Genomic DNA, 17,713 nt, shown 5'->3' with positions numbered 1-17,713 from the left:
GTATTATCGAATAGTTGAGAAGGAAGTAGGGGTCATAAACACGGACTCGATTTTCTCGATAATCTTGCCATCTTTTTCCGAGTCAGTAGATGCCTGTTTCCATTTCGGATCATTACCAAAAGCAGACCAATTAGCCTTCGCTGCTTCTTCAGATGAATGAGCTACTAAGTAAACTAATTTACTTTGAATGGTCGAATCTTTTTCTACCGTCATAAAGTAGGCGATGTTTTTAATGTCATGCGACTTAAAAATCTTCATTGTATGATTTCTGAATCGAGCTAATATAGCTGGGTTTCTGCCTGGTAATTGCGTATAAGTACGCAACTCGAAGCTTTGATTGATAGCGCTTCCTGAAGGCTTAATTTTAGGGCTAAAATCAGTTGCATTCATGAAAACGCTTTTTACTTTAGCCACAATTTTCCCTGTTTCTTCTGACTTTTTAGACACAATTTTCCATTCTGGATCACTGCTAAAATGCTTCCAAGAGGAATCGCGCGCAGCTTTAGATGGATAGGCTAAAATGTAGTAAAGAGTATTTTCTGTATTGTTAGTGGGTACCCAATAACCCACATTTGTCATGCCATGCTTTTCAAAGATTTTCGTCGTATGATTCGTGAATCTTTCAATTAAAGCGTCTAATCTGCCTGGGTGGCAATAGTAGATGCGCATTTCAAAATAACGATTGTCAGCTTTTTTTGCTTCCACAGCAAAATTGAATAGACCTGCGCAAAGCAAGGTCAAAAAGAATAATTTTTTCATAGGTTTATTTTAGGTTTGTACGAATTTACGGATTTAATCGTCTTTTCAGTAGTTTATCAATCATAAAAAAGATCATTTCCGGTTTTAAAGTTCTCCAATTAGGAATTTGTAAATTTCCGCCAAAATTAAGGTAATAATCAAGCTTATATTTGGCCCATTCCTCCTCCACAAATGGCGCAAAATGCATCGCTGCAATCCAGCCATCTTCCACATCTTCAAACCATTCAGCATAATAATCATCTTCCCACGATCCGTGAAAATTCAAGACATTTTCACCTACTAATATAAAATGTTTGATTCCTGCATCAACGAAATGATCTACAAGTGTCCGCTTTAAATGCATGACATCGTTATGAAGTGTATCATTCCACTCTCCAAACAATTCAATAATCGTGTATTTAGCGCTGTAGTCTGTGTAAAGGATCTTACAAAACAGGGTCTCTGACCCTATATCATCCCAAAGTGGATGAATATAATAGCCATAAATATCATTTTCATAGGTAGTTTCTGAATAATGTCTTCCAAAAAAAGGGGACTTTTTATCTCGTGCGGCGTTGTAAATGGATTCCCATTGGAACGATGGTTCAATGTTTTGCATACTCTAATTAAATAAAAAAGGCCTGCAAACGCAAGCCTTTTTCAGAACCTCAAATAATATAATCTTATAAAGCGATGGCCTTTTTAAATGCGCCATTTCCTTCGAATTCAAGTAGGTATTTTTTAGACGAGACTTCAATCACTACATGGAAGTGCATAATGGTTGAATCTCTAAATGCAATCGTCCCTTTTACAAGTACCCAACCAACATAGTTTGTAGTTAAATAGGATGTAATGGCTGCAGTTAAATCAGTTAATTTAAGCTCTTTAATTGTTAGAGAAGGAGGATTATGGCCCGATTTTGAGTGCGAATTAGCTACAGGTTGGAATTTTGCATCTAAGTGAAACTCTTTTTTTGTAGTACCTATCGTAACTCCCACGTGGTATTCTACAATAACGGAATCCTTCGAAATAGCAACGGCATAGTCCAAAGTGAATCCTGCTGCATTTGCATTTAAGAAGGCAGTTAATCCTGCCGGTAAGGTTTTCAATTCAATTTTAGTGAAGTTAGGAGCCTTAGTATTCACCTCTTTTGATTTTAAAATCTTTCCAGATGCATCAATGGCTAAATCATAAGGTACACCTACTTTTTCAACACGAATATGGTAGATTTCGACTCCTTTAGGGTCTTTAACTAATATCGCTCTTTTGAATGTATAAACTGAAATGGCAGATTTTACAGCTGCAGGTAGATCAGCTAGTGCAATTTCAGTAGCCGCAGGTGCTGGACCTTTTTTACCTGGTTTTCCTTGCATACCAGTAATTTGATGTAAGAAGGCTCCTGTCGCATCAAAGAAAACAGAATAGTGCTCTTTGTTGAAAACAAGTTCCACACGGTATCCTAATTTATCGCCTTTCGTTTTTTTCGAGGCATGCTCAATAGTTGCAGCAGGAAAATTAGTATCTAGGTAGGTCAAAACAGCAGCGGGCAAGTCCGTTTTTGCAATTTTAATGGCCTCTTCTTTTATGATTCCTTTGTTTGAAACAACCACTTGTGCTTCCATTGCAGCTGTAGTTACATTAGCTACATAGATGGCATTGGTTTGTAAGGAAGAATAATCGATAGTCATTGCTTTAGGATAAACCGTATTAACGGCCTGAGTCACTAAAACAGGAACATCTTGCGGAGCAAGGGCTTCCATGTTTTGCGGGTCTACATTTTGATCAGTAGTACATGCACTAAATGCAAGAACGGAAGCCAGGGCAAGTAGGGAAATTTTAGTTTTCATGTTTTTAAGATTTGATTCGGTTATCAAACGGTAATTACAATGCAATAATATAGTATAGATTTTAAAAATAGAAGAACAAGTGCAACCAATCGACGAATTGGCGCATCTAGTCTACGAAATTATCAGTTATTTGATAAATTATAGTACCTTGTATTGCAAAGTACTAAATTGATTGTATATTTGCATTCTATTCATCAAACCACATGAAAAAACGTATCCTAATCTTTTTCTTAGTTATTTTCTGCAGCTTTCAGGCCTTATCTTTAGGCTTCCCTCATCGCTTATATCCCGCGAAGTTTATTAAAAAGACTATCCAAGTATTTGTGAAAAACTCAAAGAAATAATGTTTAATTTTGGTTCAAATACTTGAGCTATATGAACTTATTATTTATTGAGTGGAATGCTGATCCTACGATTATTACCCTGTTGGGTTTTTCAATCCGTTGGTATGGATTGTGTTTTGCTTTAGCCTTTTTATCCGGTTTTCAGGTTGTGAGCTATATCTTCAAAAAAGAGGGGAGGCCCGTCGAGCAAGCTGATCAATTATTACTTTATACCATGGTGGGCACGGTGGTAGGAGCCAGAATGGGGCACTACTTCTTTTATGAATTTCCCTTACTGATGGCTGACCCTGTTCGGTTTTTTGTCCAAATGATTACCCCTCCATTTTCAGGTTTAGCCTCTCACGGTGCTGCGATTGGGCTATTTATAGCCTTTTATTTGTACACGAAGAAAAATGTAGGCCAATCGTATTTATACGTCACGGATCGGATAGTCATCGTTGCTGCTTTAGCGGGGTTCTTTATTCGTTTTGGCAATTTAATGAACTCAGAAATCATCGGAAAACCGACTGATATGCCTTGGGGTTTTAAGTTTTTACGTGATTTAGAGTTTAATCCGAGTGGTTTAGCCGCTTTTGTGTTGCCTCGTCATCCATCTCAGTTGTATGAGGCATTGTCTTGCCTGCTTTTGTTTTTCATTTTACTATATCTGTGGAATTTAAAAAAAGAAAAGACACAAGAGGGTGTAATGACTGGTATTTTTATGATTTTCGTGTTTACTCTGCGCTTTTTCTATGAGTTTCTGAAAGAAAACCAGAGTTCATTTGAGAATGGTTTAGCTTTGAATATGGGTCAAATTCTTTCTATTCCTGCGGTCCTTTTTGGCTTGGGTGTTCTTTTGTACGCAAAAAGAAAAGCTTAGTTCTTATAGTCGAATTTTAGGTGATCAAGATTAGGGAGATTCTTTTTAGGACGTTTTTCCTCGTAATCATAAATGACCTGCCCTAGGTTTTTGTAGAAAGGAAATCCGATTGTATCATAGTCATATTTCTCATCATTGAAGATTTCGTCTTCATTGCAAAGCATCACAGCTGTTACGATAAACTCTAGCTTTTTTTCGAAGTCGACTACATAGGCATTGTCTAATAAGAACCCATACGCGTCCCCCACTTTGTTAAATATTCGAATATTGGGGTTTAATACCGCATTTTTCTCCGAACCATAATACAGGAATTTGCAATAAGTGGCAAATTCATCTTTGTAAGCTGGGTCCTTCGATTCTGTCGGGTACATGGACATGTAGCGGTAAAGGAATTCGTAATCGGCTGGATTTAGTAGGAATCGTTCTTTTGTTGAAAAGGCTTCTGGAAGCATTAATCGTTGTAAAAACAGGTGCTGTGCTTGTAATGGATAAGCGTTTTTTAAGCTGAAGTCTAAAGGATGATCTTCTACCACACCCGCATCGCTCATCGTCCCTTTTCCTATTAAAATAGGGGAGTCGGAACTATAGGGTTTGTCATTAAATGCTTCCGCTTGCTTATAAAGGATTTTTTCGGAGGCATTTAGTAAAGTTATGGGGTTTGTATACTGATTTTCAAGTCGAGGAAGGGGCGTTTGGAGGCGGTGGGTGAGGCGAACTCCTTCGAAGCCTTTGGAGCGCATCGTTTCGTTGAAGGATTTTTGGCCTAAAAATTCATACAGACGATTGTATGCTTCATTATCTGATACTAATAATATCTTTTTGATGTAGTGTTCCACGCTCGGTAAACCTGAGGCAGCACTTGAATCACGCAAGATTTCCAATTGCGAGGGTCTATTTTTTAAGGTTTGAAGAGTAGATGACTTGTCTATTTTTAGGGCATTCAATTTTTCTAAGGCTAAAACACTCGCCGCTAGTTTTACCGTACTGGCCGGGTAAAAATATTCTGCCGAATCAGAACGGTAGGAATAGGTAGTTAGATGAGGCTTATTTTTCGTATCCCGATCAATCTGAGTATAGAGGATTTGAAGGCGGTATTTTTCCGGATTATCCGTTAATTTTTTGAATTTTTCCGGATGGGATAAAAGCAGTTGCTCCAGGATATTGGCAGGTTTTTGAGCGAATGCACTCAGGCTGATCAGCATTAAAAATAATAATTTACGCATAGCTTAAAATGGCTGCAGTGATTTTATCAATATCGGCTAGGGTGAGGCATGCCGGCAAAATGGCCCGGCAAACGGGCGGTGCAGTAATATCTGGATAGGCAAAATGGTTCACTAAGATGTCTGCCGTTTTTAGGTGCTCGAATAGGCCTGGAGCCTTAGAGCAGAAGGCAGGATATCCCGCTTCATAAGTGATGGCAACCTCTAATCCCCGTAAATTAGCCGCAAAACGTTGCGCTAATAAAGAGCTTTTCCGACTAAGTTCCTCATAAGCTTTCATCGAATGTATTCCGGCATAACAAAATGCTGGATTAGGTGGTGAAGAACCCACCCAAAAGGGGTCTTTCTTAATTTCTTCCATGTCTTGAGCGGAACCTAAAATCACACCTGCAGGAATGCCAAAGGCCTTCGAAAGCGATACCGTTTGCAATAAATGACCTGAACATGAAATATGTATGTCTTGTATTCCGGCCCGATGAGATTCGTCTACGATGAGAAAATTAGCGGGATCCATCTTCGCCGCAAAAGAAAAGTCAAAGGTGTTAATCCAAGGGGATCCAATTCCGTCAGAGGCTAAAATTTGACCTGTTCGATGGCTAGAAATCCACTTTGCATAAGTTCCTGCGAAAGGCAAATAGGGGTGTCTCCATAAGGCTGGATGTGCTTGCGGTGCAAGGTTTAGAGATAAACCTTTTTGCTGTGCATATTGAATGGCGATTTGGGCGGCGGCTAAGCCGGAGGAACATAAGGCTGCAGACTCCACACCAAAGTGAGTGGCCAAGGCCTTCTCAAATTCGTCCCAAATAGTGAACTGCAGATTATTGCGACGTGAGCTACCGAAGTTTTGGGAAAATTGCTTAACTCCTTCTGCTAAGGCCGATTTAAAGGTGGGATGGGATCCAATACTCAGGTAATTAGTTCCTCCCAGCCAAAGGTAATTGGATCCTTCAAAACTAATTTCCCTACCCGGAATGTGATGTTCTGTCAAACTATAACTCATACTAATTCAGCTCCGGTTCCAGGTAATTTTGCATAATTAACAACGCCATAATCGATGGTGATTCCTCTAGATATCGTATCATCTACTAATAAACAGCCATCCATGTCCACATAATCCAGCAGAGGTAATAGGTGCGCGATGGCTGAACAACCGATGGTCGATTCTGTCATGCATCCTACCATTACTTTCAAGCCTAAAGTTCTTGCTTTTTTGATCATCCGTAAGGCAGGTGTGAGTCCACCGCATTTCATCAATTTGATGTTAATGCCATGGAAATATCCCGCACATTTTTCTACATCGGACTCTAAAATACAGCTCTCATCTGCAATAATGGGCAGGGTTGATTCCTTGTACACCCGTTTCATTCCGTCCCAATTATCTGCTTTCAAGGGTTGTTCGATGAACTCGACTCCTAATTTTTGCAATTCGGGGGCGAAATAGATGGTTTGCTCAGGGGTCCAAGCTGTGTTTGCGTCGACCCGGAAAATGGCATTAGTTTCCTGGCGTAGTGCTTCCACGATTTCTAAATCGTCGTCTGTGCCTAATTTGATTTTATAGAGAGGGAAGGGAGTTTCCTGCATTTTGGCCACCATCTTTTCTACTTTATCGATCCCGATCGTGTAGTCCGTGATGGGGTTATTGGATATATCTAAATCCCAAATCTCATACAAGGGCTTATTATGTGTTTTTCCCCACAGGTCCCAATAGGCGACATCCAGCGCACAAAGTGCAAAAGGGTGCTCGTCTAGTAGGTTTTTAGACATCATCGCCCAGAAATCATGCGGATGAGGTAAAATATCGTGTGGCAACAAATCGATAATCGACTCAATTTGCGCCTTCATTTTTTCCATCGTCACCCCGTAATAGGGCGTCTCTGTTGCTTCCCCAAAACCACTTTTTCCATGCCAACTCAATTCCACAATTAACGTGGGTTGCACATCTCTCGACTCATGCGTGATGGTGAAAGTATGCTTTAGTGGCAGATCGAAAGTATGTAGTTTCAGTTCCATACAGGCTTATTTGAGTGGAATATAGGGCATTTTTTTTGATTTATCACCCGCTTTTTGCCAAACCAAACCATCCGCTCTCGACCAAGAAATCAAGTCACTTGAGCCATTGTGCGCTAAAACCTCTCCGTTTTCTACCGGAATCCACTGATCGACTTCTGCTGACGGCTTAGGTAAAAATTTAATCTCTTTGACGGCGTATTCAGGCCATTCTCCCGATACCCAAGGAAGGAAATAAACCCAGAAACAAGTGAGGGTTGAAATCGGATTACCCGGGAAGGCAAAAACTACTTTCCCATCATGACGTGTAGCCACGAGTAAAGGTTTTCCTGGTTTTTGGGAAATTTTATGAAATACGGTTTCGAATCCTGCTTCCGCTAAAACACCCGGCACTAAATCTTTTTTACCGGCAGAAACACCTCCAGATAATAAAATGATATCATTCGATTCGAGGGCTTTATCAATACTCGACTTAATTTTCTCCGCAGAATCTGTTAAATGACTTGAATTAGCTTTAAATCCTTTGGACAATAAAACCGACTTCAGCATCATCACATTAGAACTACGAATCTGGTGATCAGCGGGAGTTTCGTGTAATCCCACAATTTCATCCCCAGTCGAAAATATATGGACGTGAGGCTTCGATTCCACTTCAATATGTGCTTTTCCGACCGTCGCTGCAATAGCAATTTCGACCGGTCCGATTTTGGTTCTTTTCTTTACTAAAACGCTTCCAGCTTCCGCATCAGCGCCCTGCAAGTGAATGAATTGTCCTTTTTCAAGAGGAGTCTTCCCTATATAACTAGCAATCTTTTTTTCAATTTTAAGGTCTTCGATCTTGATAATTGCTTCCGTACCTCGAGGAGCCGTAGCACCTGTCATGATTTCCAAAGCGCCATCCATCTTTTTAATCGCTTTCACGGGTTCTCCAGCAAATAAAATACCTTCGATTTTCCAGGTGGGTGCGCTAATGTCTTTCACAGCGATTCCATCCATCATGACACGGTCAAAGGGAGGGAAGTCGCGATCAGCCACTATTTTCTCGGCGATGTTCATCCCCAAAGTTTTAGCCAAAGGCATTTTCTCTGTACGGAATGGGATGGTGATGTTTTTAAGGAGTTCAATCGCTTCAAGTGGGCTGATCATGTGTAGGGTTTTATCGTATTTGTTAAATTTCGCGATTTTTTGCTAATTCTCCCGTATTTTTGTCTTCTAAATTTCAAATCAGCTATGTCTATTGATTTTTCTCACTTGCAATCGGATGGCACCCCAGGAATGGTGGATGTTAGTGCAAAAAAGGATACGGTCCGTGAAGCAAGGGCACAATCCATCGTTTTTTTAGGAGCAGAAATCGTGCAGCATTTTGAGGCAGCAGGCTGGCAAAATAAGAAGGGGAGCATTCTGCAAACGGCTATAATTGCTGGCACGATGGCGGCGAAAAAGACATCTGATTTGATTCCTTTGTGTCATCCTTTGGGTTTAGACTCCTGCAAATTTGAGACGGAAGTCCAGGCAGACCAAATCGTCATTACGTGTATTTGTCGATTAGAAGCGAAGACGGGCGTGGAAATGGAGGCGCTAGTAGGCGCGTCAATAGCTGCATTAACCGTGTACGATATGTGTAAATCCGTATCTAAAGCTATCACCATTAAAGAAACCAAACTGATCTCTAAATCAGGAGGTAAATCAGATTTCAAAGCCTAACATGTCCTCACACCATATCATTCGAGACAAACAGGAACCCGCGCTCATCATAGCGAATGGGGAGGAGTGTTCGATGGATATGCTCGAGCAATTATTAGAATGGTCCCCTACGGTAGTGGTGCTGGACGGAGCTATAGCTCGCGTGATTTCTTTAGGGATCAAAGTGGATGTTTGGTTAGGCGATTTTGATCTTGCGCTTGAGAATGATTACAGTGATTATCCTTTGAAAAAAATACATACGCCAGATCAAAATTTAACCGATCTAGAAAAGGCTTTTGAATACTTGATGGCAGAGGGTTATCCGGCAGTGAATGTCGTTTGGGCTTCCGGCAGGCGGATGGATCATACCTTGAATAATTTTCATTCGATGGTTCGCTATGGCCGCTCGCTAAAAATTGTGTTTTTTGACAATTATTCAACGTCTTATTTATTGCCCTTTATGTTCGAGAAATGGTATCCAGCTAAAACGCCTATTTCTTTGATGCCTTATGGTGAGGCAATTCAAGTCAAGTCGTCTGGTTTATTATACGATTTAAACCATCCGGTTTTGAAACTGGGAATACAAACGAGTTCAAGTAATGAAACCCGAGAAGATGGAATCGTAAAAATTACCTATGAAGATGGGGCGCTTATTTTGATGGAGTGCCACGATTAATTTTGTCCTGCTCTAAGGGACTATAAAAGACCGGTCGATTAGGTACCTCTGGAAAGTAATTCTGTTCCACCCAATTTCCTGGAAAATCATGCGGATATTTATAATCCGCTCCATAATTTAAATCCTTCATCATTCTGGTGGGAGCATTGCGTAAATGCAAAGGCACCGGTAAATCCCCTGTTTGTTCTACATAAGCCATGGCCTTGTTGATGGCAGTGTAGGCCGAATTACTTTTAGGGGAGGTAGCTAGATAAATGACTGTTTGAGATAAAATAATCCGAGATTCTGGATTGCCAATCACCCGAATCGAATCGAAACAAGATTGAGCTAATAGTAGGGCATTTGGATTCGCTAATCCAATATCTTCCGAAGCTAAAATCAACAGTCGACGACCGATAAATTCCAAAGATTCTCCACCTGCTAACATCCGCGCTAACCAATAAACCGCCGCGTCTGGATCCGATCCGCGGATAGATTTAATGAAGGCCGAAATGATATCATAATGTTGTTCTCCGTCCTTGTCGTATTGGGCTAGATTCTTTTGTAATCGTTCCGTTACTAAGGCATTCGTTACCTCTAGCTCGTTTCCGCCTTCAGTGGTAATCAATAATTCGAATAGATTTAATAGCTTCCGGCCATCACCTCCGGAGAAATGAAATAAGGCATCCGTTTCGGTAAGCGTTATGGTTTTGTTTGCAAATAGAGAATCGGTGGCAATTGCTTTCAAGAGCATTTGGCTTAAATGCTCATTCGAAAGAGATTCCAACACGTAAACTTGACAACGGGATAAAAGGGCTGAGATAACTTCAAAGGATGGATTTTCTGTGGTAGCTCCCACTAAGGTGACGATTCCTTTTTCGACGGCATTCAATAAGGAATCCTGCTGCGATTTAGAGAAACGGTGAATCTCATCGATGAAAAGAATAGGGGATTGCGCCTCGAACATTCGATTTTTCTTAGCTAATTCGAGTGTTTCTCGTACCTCTTTTACGCCCGATTGCACAGCTGATAGCGAATACATCGTCCGCTTTAATGCCCCAGATAATAAAGTGGCCAATGTTGTTTTTCCGACCCCTGGAGGCCCCCAAAGAATACAAGATGGTAAATGTCCCGCCTCGATGGCCTTGCGCAGAGGTGCTTTAGATCCCACGACCTTTTCTTGGCCGATGTATTCATCTAAAGTAGTGGGGCGCATTCGTTCTGCGAGGGGCTGCATCATGTATCGAAGTTACGGGATTTTTGTAAAATAGAAATAGAATTTGTAGCTTGAACAACTAAATAAACCTATCATACATGAATCATTCAAGACGTTCCTTTTTGCGCAATTCGGCCATGGGCCTGGGCGCCATTGCATTTGCTTCCCCTGCCATGCAGGCTCTAGCAGCAGTTAAATACAAAAAATTAGTAGGAGTTCAGTTATACTCGGTTCGAGATGAGATGAAACGGGATCCGCAAGCGACCCTGAATGCTTTAGCAGAAATGGGTTATAAATATGTCGAGCACGCGAATTACATCGACCGTAAATTTTACGGATGGGAGGCTAAAGAATTCAAAAAGCGCCTTGATGATTTAGGGATGAAAATGCCTTCTGGTCACACCGTGATGGGGAAAAAGCATTGGGATGAAGGAAAAAATGAATTTACCGATCTTTGGAAATATACCGTGGATGATGCGGCTATTTTAGGTCAAGAATTAGTTATTAGTCCATCTATCGATATGGCGATTCGCAAGGATAAAAACTTGCTTTTGAAATACATGGATATTTTTAATAAGTCAGGGGAGTTATGCCTAAAATCGGGCATGCGATTCGGCTACCACAACCATGATTTCGAATTCTCTGAGAAACTAGAGGGTGAATTATTATACGATATCATGTTAAATAATACGGATCCTACCCTTGTAGCACAGCAATTAGACATAGGTAATATGATTAATGGCGGTGGAGTTCCAGCTGATGTAATGAAGAAATTCCCAGGTCGTTTCGTATCCATGCACGTAAAAGATGAAGTGCCTTCATCTGCGGGTCATGAGAAATTCGAATCCACTGTTTTAGGAAAAGGTTCCGGCCAAATCGACGTGAAAGCCCTAGTTAAATTAGGGGACAAAGAAGGAGGAACGAAGCATTTTATTATTGAACAAGAATCATACCAAGGATTAAAGCCATTGGATTGCATGAAGCAAGATTTAGCTGTGATGCGTGGATGGGGATATAAATAAAAAAGACAAATGAAAAAACTAGCCTTAATCGTTTTATTAGCTGCTCCCTTTTTAGTGGACGCACAATCCTCTTTAAAACCTGTTATTGCTCAAAAAGCGGATGCCTTGAAAGACAAGGTAATTGCATGGCGTCGTGATTTTCACGAACATCCTGAGCTAGGCAATCAAGAAGTTCGCACCGCCGGAATTGTGGCTGCACATCTACGTTCCTTGGGTATTGAGGTACAAGAAAAGGTAGCTTATACCGGAGTAGTAGGAATTCTCAAAGGAGGGAAACCTGGTCCAGTAGTAGCTTTACGCGCAGACATGGATGGATTACCTGTTACTGAGCGAGTGGATGTACCGTTTAAGTCTAAAGTTGTGACCGAATTTAATGGCCAAAAAACAGGTGTCATGCACGCTTGTGGACATGATTCACACGTGGCTATTTTAATGGCGGTGGCGGAAATTTTGGCGTCTGAAAAAGCGAATTTAGCCGGAACGGTGAAGTTTATTTTTCAACCAGCTGAAGAGGGTGTTTATAATGACAAAGGCGAGACAATTCTAGCGGGTGCTGAATTAATGGTAAAAGAGGGCGTGTTAGAAAATCCGAAAGTGGATGTGATATTTGGTTTACATATTGGCGCTGGAAATGACAATGGGGTGATTGAATACAAGCCAGGTGCAACGATGGCGGCCGTGGATCAGTTAGACATTAAGGTCAAAGGAAAACAAGCGCATGGCGCAAGTCCTTGGACCGGAATTGATCCGATTGTGATCTCCTCTCAAATCATTATGGGTTTGCAAACCATTGTATCTCGTTCAGTTAATATAACTGAAGATCCTGCGATTGTCACTGTGGGTGCGATTCACAGTGGTATTCGCCAAAATATCATTCCAGAATCTTCTCATATGATTGGTACCATTCGCACTTTTGGCACGGCGCAACGTGAATTAGTGCACCAACGTATCAAAGATATCGCAACGAACATTGCTGAAAGTGGTGGTGGAAAAGCGGATGTAACGATTGGAACAGGATATCCCATGACTTACAACAATCCTGAATTAGTTGAGAAAATGTTGCCCACCTTGCAAGGTGTGAATGGTAAAGATCGAGTAAGAACAGTTCCTGCACACACAGGTGCGGAGGATTTCTCCTTCTTCCAACAGAAAGTTCCTGGGTTCTTCTTCTTTTTAGGTGCGAGACCAGACAATAAAAAGGCGAACGAAGTGGCAGGTCACCACACACCAGACTTTCACCTAGATGAAGGACAATTCCAAGTCGGGGTTAAAGCCCTAGGCAGTTTAGTGGTAGACTACATGGAAATGGCGCAACCGAAGAAAAAGAAATAAGTGAGGAGACGCGATTATCGCGTCTCTTTTTTTATGATTTGTTTTCAAAACCTTTGGAAAAAATGTAATAAAAAAATTAAAAATAATTCGACTTTTCCTAGGTAGACTAGGACGGTTGAGCCCTTTTGTCTTTGTAGTTTAGAAAATAAAATAAATTCAACATGTACAATCACGTATCGTATCTCTGGGATGATGCTAAAGCAGCGGCGCTTGCCGGAAATGAAGTCGATTTATTCATCTACCGTTCCAATATTCTAGGAGCGGATTTACGCATTACTAATTATGGCGGGGGAAACACCTCTGTAAAAATACAGGATAAGGATCCTTTAACGGGTTCTGAGACGGAAGTAATGTGGATCAAAGGCTCTGGAGGTGATATCGGAACCTTGAAAAAATCAGGTTGCGCGGCATTGTATATGGACCGTTTGCTTTCATTGACTAGTGTGTACCGAGGTTTGGAACACGAAGATGAAATGGTGGAATTGTTTAATCATTGCATTTTTGATTTATCGTCCAAAGCCCCATCCATCGATACGCCATTACACGGCTTCTTGCCTTTCAAACATATTGATCACTTACATCCAGATGCGGCGATTGCGATCGCGGCGTCTAAAGATGGGGAGAAAATTACGAATGATTTGTTTGGTGGATTAATCGGTTGGGTAGGCTGGCAGCGTCCAGGCTTCGATTTAGGCTTGCAATTAAAAACTTGTTTAGAGGAGGCAGCTTCCCGCGGTGTTCAATTGCGTGGAATTATGCTAGGCTCTCATGGTTTGTTTACTTGGGGCGATACGTCCTATGCATGTTATCTGAATACCTTAGAGGTGATTGAGAAATGTGCAGAATACATTGAATCGAAAACTGCGAACGTTTTTGGAGGAGCTCGCATGTCATCGTTTTCTGCAGAGGAACGTGCTTTTAAGGCAGCTGCGCTAGCTCCAGTTCTTCGTGGATTTTGTTCCTCCCATGTGCAAATGGTGGGACATTTCTCGGATGACGAACGCGTGTTGCAATTCATTAATTCAAATGATTTAGATCGGTTAGCCCCTTTGGGAACATCGTGTCCGGACCACTTCTTACGGACGAAAATTTCGCCCTTGGTATTGGGATCGGATGTTTCGGTGGAGGCTTTGACGCCTTTGTTCGAGGATTACCGCATCATGTATGGCTCGTATTATGATTCTTGCAAGCATGCGAATTCTCCGGCGATGCGGGATCCGAATCCAGTGGTGATTTTATATCCTGGTTTGGGGATGTTTACGTTTGCCAAAGACAAACAAACCGCTCGCGTGGCCTCAGAATTTTATACCAATGCCATCAATGTGATGCGTGGCGCGGAGGCTATTTCCTCTTATACATCCTTGCCACGTCAGGAGGCTTTTAATATCGAGTATTGGTTGCTAGAAGAAGCGAAATTACAACGTATGCCGAAGCCAAAAGCTTTGTCAGGACGCATAGCGTTCGTGACAGGATCCGGCGGAGGAATTGGAAAGGCCATCGCGAAGAAAATGGCGCAAGAGGGTGCTTGCGTGATTTTGAATGACGTGAATGCGGAACGATTAGCGGAGGCTAAAGCGGAATTTGTGGGCTTGTTCGGCAAGGACGTAGTTTCCACAGTGATTGCGGATGTGACTAATCAAGAATCGATTGAGGAGGCGATGAAGCAAGCAGCATTGGATTTTGGTGGGGTAGATATTATCGTTAATAATGCAGGTATTTCGATTTCGAAAGGAATCTTAGAGCATACTCAGGCCGATTGGGACAAATTATATGATATTTTAGTGAAGGGTCAATACTTGGTATCACAGGCGGCGATTGCCGTGATGCGTAAGCAAGGATTGGGCGGCGATATCGTGAACATAGTTTCGAAAAATGCTTTTGTGGCGGGACCTAATAACGTGGGTTACGGTTCTGCAAAAGCAGCGCAGGCGCACATGACCCGTTTATTAGCTGCTGAATTAGGTCCAGATCACATTCGTGTGAATACGGTGAATCCAGATGCGGTGATTACTGATTCTAATATTTGGGCAGGAGGATGGGCCGAAGGTCGCGCGAAAGCCTATGGCATCACCGTGGCTGAATTACCTGCATACTATGCGAAACGTACGCTATTAAATGAATCTATTTTGCCGGATGATATCGCCAATGCGTGTTTTGCATTCGTGGGGGGCTTATTAAATAAGTCAACTGGAAATGCGTTGAACGTGGATGGGGGAGTAGCCGCAGGATTTTTAAGATAATGATGAATATCTCGAACCATAATGATGCTTTATTGGCGGGACACCATCGCCGCCTAGATTTCTTGAAATCAGAGGTGAACTTACCTACAGGGATTGTACAGAAATTAAAGGATTTCCAAATAGCTATTCCTTCTTGGGCATTAGGTACCGGAGGAACTCGTTTCGGTCGGTTCTCTGGCGGAGGCGAACCGCGAAATCTGGAAGAAAAAATAGCGGATGTAGGTTTGTTGCATTCCCTAAATCAATCATCTGGGGCGATTTCGTTGCATATTCCATGGGATATTCCTACGGATCCGGCTGCGATTCGTTCACTTGCAGCCCAACATGGTTTAGCCTTTGATGCGGTGAATTCAAATACCTTTCAAGATCAGGTAAATCAAGTGCATTCATATAAGTTTGGATCTTTGCAACATGTTTCTGCGGCGACTCGGAAACAAGCGATTGATCATAACATTGAAGTGATTAAGCAGGGGGTTTCGCTCGGTTCAAAGGCTTTAACGGTTTGGTTATCAGATGGATCCTGTTTCCCTGGCCAATTGAATTTCCGCCGAGCGTATGAGCGTACGGTGGATAGTTTGCGTGAGATTTATGCGGCTTTGCCGTCTGACTGGTCTTTGTATTTAGAATACAAAGCTTATGAGCCTAATTTCTATTCGACCACCGTCGGTGACTGGGGTGCGTCGTATTCGATGGTGAATAAATTAGGTCCTCAGGCGAAGACTTTGGTGGACTTAGGACATCATTTACCGAATGCGAACATCGAGCAAATCGTTTCTATTTTATTGATGGAGGGTAAATTAGGCGGTTTCCACTTCAACGATTCGAAATACGGAGATGATGATTTAACGGCCGGTTCGATTAAGCCCTATCAGTTATTCTTAATTTTCAATGAATTAGTGGATGGGATGGATGCGAAGGGAATGAATCATGCCCAAGATTTAGGCTGGATGATCGACGCTTCGCACAACGTAAAAGATCCATTAGAAGATTTATTGCAATCCGTGGAGGCGATTCAAATCGCTTACGCTCAGGCCTTATTAGTGGATCGAAAAGCTTTAGAAGCTGCCCGTGAAGCAAATGATGTGGTGCGTTGCCAAGAGATTTTACAAGCCGTATTCCGTACGGATGTTAGAGCTTTAGTAGCACAAGCACGCTTGGAATTAGGTGGAGCTTTAGATCCAATTGCCCTATTCCGTCAAGAAAATATGCGGGAGAAATTAATTAAGGACCGTGGAGCAAAAACGGTGGCTACTGGATTATAATCTATGAGTAGTAAAACACCTGTCATCGCGGTTTTTGACATTGGGAGGACCAATAAAAAGGTTTTTCTCTGGAATACTGCATTTCAGATTGTGTTCGAGAAACAGCAGCATTTTGCGGAGATTCAGGATGAAGATGGCTTTGCTTGTGAAGATCTTGCTGCGTTGCAACAATGGATTGTATCTACTTTCACGGAGCTCTGCCAAATGCCCGAGTTTGAGATTATCGGATTAAATTTTTCCGCTTATGGCGCCTCATTTGTTTATGTCGATCGCATGGGAGAACCTGTGGCTCCTTTATATAATTATTTAAAGCCTGTTTCAACGCCTTTTCCTTATGCAGATTATGGGGGAGAGGGGGAATTTGCTCGAAAGACCGCTTCGCCTATTTTAGGCAACTTAAATTCTGGATTACAGGTGTATGCGTCTACATTTCGTGCTTTTTGGCCGGAGGTTTTTAAGGCCTTACATTTACCTACTTATTTAGCGTCCCTCTTTACCGGGAAGCTTTTATCTGAAATTACTTCTATCGGTTGTCATACGGCTTTATGGGATTTCGACGAAGGTCAATATCATCCCTGGGTTTCAGTTATTGAAGATAAACTAGCGCCTATTTCTGCACAGACTAGCTTAGAAATAGATGGAATACATTTCGGTCTTGGTCTGCACGATTCATCGGCAGCTTTAGTGCCTTATTTACGTAGCAGACAGGATGAATTTGTGCTCTTATCGACCGGCACCTGGTGTATCGCGATGCATCCTTTTAATAAATCTCCTTTAACGGCGGATGAATTAGCGAACGATGTCTTGTGTTATTTACAGCCAAATGGCAAACCTGTTAAGGCTTCAAGATTGTTTGGTGGACATTTTCATGACGAGCAAGTGGCGCGAATGGAGGGTCATTTTGGAGGTTCTTTCCTGGATATGCGGTTTTCGGAGCGCGTTTTTTCTTTATCTGGCTCCGTTTCTTCCCCTTTCAAATGCGCGTTTGCGGCACGAAATCTGAATGATTTTCCGGATTTAGCTTCTGCGTATGATCAATTCATGGTAGATTTGGTAAGTCAACAAATCTATAGTTTGAACCTGCTTTTAAAAGATGCGCCGGTCAAACAATTGCTCGTGGATGGAGGTTTTAGTAAAAATGAATGGTACATGCGTTTATTAGCAAATGCATTTCCAACGGTTGAAATTTATGCGGCGGAAGTCGCACAAGCCAGTGCTTTGGGTGCTGCTTTACTGGTATATGAAGGAGAAATACCTCAGAATTTAATTCAATTGAAACGATTTTAAC

Annotated in this window: 16 protein-coding genes; 8 read left to right on the top strand and 8 right to left on the bottom strand. The window is 41.8% G+C overall.

Annotation, left to right across the window (positions count from 1 at the left end):
* Positions 1-3: 3 nt before the first annotated feature.
* The 3 genes from ACST14_RS03615 to ACST14_RS03605 all read right to left on the bottom strand — a co-directional run bounded on the left by ACST14_RS03615 (position 4) and on the right by ACST14_RS03605 (position 2,585).
* Positions 4-759: an NIPSNAP family protein gene (locus tag ACST14_RS03615; protein WP_459460647.1), complete on the bottom strand. Its 756-nt coding sequence runs from the start codon at positions 757-759 to the stop codon at positions 4-6.
* A 25-nt stretch (positions 760-784) separates the two neighbouring features.
* Positions 785-1,357, bottom strand: coding sequence for a hypothetical protein (locus tag ACST14_RS03610; RefSeq protein ID WP_459460645.1), 573 nt, complete (start codon positions 1,355-1,357; stop codon positions 785-787).
* 64 nt (positions 1,358-1,421) lie between these two features.
* Positions 1,422-2,585 (bottom strand): PepSY-like domain-containing protein, encoded by a 1,164-nt coding sequence (locus ACST14_RS03605; protein ID WP_459460643.1) that lies wholly within the window; start codon positions 2,583-2,585, stop codon positions 1,422-1,424.
* A gap of 375 nt (positions 2,586-2,960) precedes the next feature.
* On the opposite strand from ACST14_RS03605, the gene lgt reads away from it, so the two are divergent.
* Positions 2,961-3,788 (top strand): prolipoprotein diacylglyceryl transferase, encoded by an 828-nt coding sequence (gene lgt, locus ACST14_RS03600; protein ID WP_459460641.1) that lies wholly within the window; start codon positions 2,961-2,963, stop codon positions 3,786-3,788.
* On the opposite strand, the gene ACST14_RS03595 is transcribed toward lgt, so the two are convergent.
* Genes ACST14_RS03595 through ACST14_RS03580 form a run of 4 tightly spaced genes read right to left on the bottom strand, consistent with a single transcriptional unit; the run spans position 3,785 to position 8,161 of the window.
* A complete protein-coding gene (locus ACST14_RS03595) occupies positions 3,785-5,011 on the bottom strand; it encodes a serine hydrolase (protein WP_459460639.1) in 1,227 nt (408 codons plus the stop codon). The genes lgt and ACST14_RS03595 overlap by 4 nt on opposite strands.
* Entirely contained in the window at positions 5,004-6,008 is a 1,005-nt protein-coding gene (locus ACST14_RS03590) for a PLP-dependent aminotransferase family protein (RefSeq protein ID WP_459460637.1), read from the bottom strand. The genes ACST14_RS03595 and ACST14_RS03590 overlap by 8 nt, the downstream gene beginning before the upstream one ends.
* A complete protein-coding gene (locus ACST14_RS03585; RefSeq protein ID WP_459460635.1) occupies positions 6,005-7,018 on the bottom strand; it encodes a dipeptide epimerase in 1,014 nt (337 codons plus the stop codon). Before ACST14_RS03585 ends, ACST14_RS03590 begins: the two co-directional genes overlap by 4 nt.
* 6 nt (positions 7,019-7,024) lie before the next feature.
* Positions 7,025-8,161 carry a molybdopterin molybdotransferase MoeA gene (locus ACST14_RS03580; RefSeq protein WP_459460633.1) on the bottom strand — a complete coding sequence of 379 codons (1,137 nt, stop codon included), beginning with the start codon at positions 8,159-8,161 and terminating at the stop codon, positions 7,025-7,027.
* Positions 8,162-8,245: 84 nt separating this feature from the next.
* Here ACST14_RS03580 and moaC point away from each other — a divergent pair, with 84 nt between their 5' ends.
* Positions 8,246-8,719 (top strand): cyclic pyranopterin monophosphate synthase MoaC, encoded by a 474-nt coding sequence (gene moaC, locus ACST14_RS03575; protein WP_459460632.1) that lies wholly within the window; start codon positions 8,246-8,248, stop codon positions 8,717-8,719.
* A gap of 1 nt (position 8,720) precedes the next feature.
* Positions 8,721-9,374: a thiamine diphosphokinase gene (locus ACST14_RS03570; protein WP_459460631.1), complete on the top strand. Its 654-nt coding sequence runs from the start codon at positions 8,721-8,723 to the stop codon at positions 9,372-9,374.
* On the opposite strand, the gene ACST14_RS03565 is transcribed toward ACST14_RS03570, so the two are convergent.
* Complete coding sequence (locus tag ACST14_RS03565; RefSeq protein ID WP_459460630.1) at positions 9,349-10,593, bottom strand: replication-associated recombination protein A; 1,245 nt, start codon at positions 10,591-10,593, stop codon at positions 9,349-9,351. The genes ACST14_RS03570 and ACST14_RS03565 overlap by 26 nt on opposite strands.
* Before the next feature lie 74 nt (positions 10,594-10,667).
* Between ACST14_RS03565 and ACST14_RS03560 the strand changes: the two genes are divergently transcribed.
* The 5 genes from ACST14_RS03560 (at position 10,668) to ACST14_RS03540 (ending at position 17,712) form a co-directional block, all read left to right on the top strand.
* A complete protein-coding gene (locus tag ACST14_RS03560) occupies positions 10,668-11,591 on the top strand; it encodes a sugar phosphate isomerase/epimerase family protein (RefSeq protein ID WP_459460629.1) in 924 nt (307 codons plus the stop codon).
* A gap of 9 nt (positions 11,592-11,600) precedes the next feature.
* A complete protein-coding gene (locus tag ACST14_RS03555) occupies positions 11,601-12,923 on the top strand; it encodes an amidohydrolase (RefSeq protein ID WP_459460628.1) in 1,323 nt (440 codons plus the stop codon).
* Positions 12,924-13,084: 161 nt separating this feature from the next.
* On the top strand, positions 13,085-15,163 hold the full coding sequence (locus tag ACST14_RS03550; protein ID WP_459460627.1) for a bifunctional aldolase/short-chain dehydrogenase: 2,079 nt from the start codon (positions 13,085-13,087) through the stop codon (positions 15,161-15,163).
* The gene (locus tag ACST14_RS03545) at positions 15,163-16,425 is read left to right on the top strand and encodes a TIM barrel protein (protein ID WP_459460625.1); all 1,263 of its coding nucleotides are present in this window, start codon (positions 15,163-15,165) and stop codon (positions 16,423-16,425) included. The genes ACST14_RS03550 and ACST14_RS03545 overlap by 1 nt, the downstream gene beginning before the upstream one ends.
* A gap of 3 nt (positions 16,426-16,428) precedes the next feature.
* Positions 16,429-17,712, top strand: a complete 1,284-nt coding sequence (locus ACST14_RS03540; protein WP_459460623.1) for an FGGY-family carbohydrate kinase — start codon at positions 16,429-16,431, stop codon at positions 17,710-17,712.
* Position 17,713 lies beyond the last annotated feature (1 nt).

The sequence above is a fragment of the Aquirufa sp. A-Brett2-15D genome, from assembly GCF_054558735.1.
Note: the sequence above shows the minus strand (reverse complement) of the source record. Positions and strands in the feature narration are given on the sequence as shown.

Coding starts and splice junctions, on each gene's coding strand:
- ACST14_RS03605 (WP_459460643.1), bottom strand. CDS start 2,585: ATGAAAACTAAAATTTCCCTACTTGCCCTGGCTTCCGTTCTTGCATTT.
- ACST14_RS03565 (WP_459460630.1), bottom strand. CDS start 10,593: ATGATGCAGCCCCTCGCAGAACGAATGCGCCCCACTACTTTAGATGAA.
- lgt (WP_459460641.1), top strand. CDS start 2,961: ATGAACTTATTATTTATTGAGTGGAATGCTGATCCTACGATTATTACC.
- ACST14_RS03540 (WP_459460623.1), top strand. CDS start 16,429: ATGAGTAGTAAAACACCTGTCATCGCGGTTTTTGACATTGGGAGGACC.
- ACST14_RS03590 (WP_459460637.1), bottom strand. CDS start 6,008: ATGAGTTATAGTTTGACAGAACATCACATTCCGGGTAGGGAAATTAGT.
- ACST14_RS03585 (WP_459460635.1), bottom strand. CDS start 7,018: ATGGAACTGAAACTACATACTTTCGATCTGCCACTAAAGCATACTTTC.
- ACST14_RS03615 (WP_459460647.1), bottom strand. CDS start 759: ATGAAAAAATTATTCTTTTTGACCTTGCTTTGCGCAGGTCTATTCAAT.
- ACST14_RS03595 (WP_459460639.1), bottom strand. CDS start 5,011: ATGCGTAAATTATTATTTTTAATGCTGATCAGCCTGAGTGCATTCGCT.
- ACST14_RS03550 (WP_459460627.1), top strand. CDS start 13,085: ATGTACAATCACGTATCGTATCTCTGGGATGATGCTAAAGCAGCGGCG.
- moaC (WP_459460632.1), top strand. CDS start 8,246: ATGTCTATTGATTTTTCTCACTTGCAATCGGATGGCACCCCAGGAATG.
- ACST14_RS03580 (WP_459460633.1), bottom strand. CDS start 8,161: ATGATCAGCCCACTTGAAGCGATTGAACTCCTTAAAAACATCACCATC.
- ACST14_RS03570 (WP_459460631.1), top strand. CDS start 8,721: ATGTCCTCACACCATATCATTCGAGACAAACAGGAACCCGCGCTCATC.
- ACST14_RS03610 (WP_459460645.1), bottom strand. CDS start 1,357: ATGCAAAACATTGAACCATCGTTCCAATGGGAATCCATTTACAACGCC.
- ACST14_RS03560 (WP_459460629.1), top strand. CDS start 10,668: ATGAATCATTCAAGACGTTCCTTTTTGCGCAATTCGGCCATGGGCCTG.
- ACST14_RS03555 (WP_459460628.1), top strand. CDS start 11,601: ATGAAAAAACTAGCCTTAATCGTTTTATTAGCTGCTCCCTTTTTAGTG.
- ACST14_RS03545 (WP_459460625.1), top strand. CDS start 15,163: ATGATGAATATCTCGAACCATAATGATGCTTTATTGGCGGGACACCAT.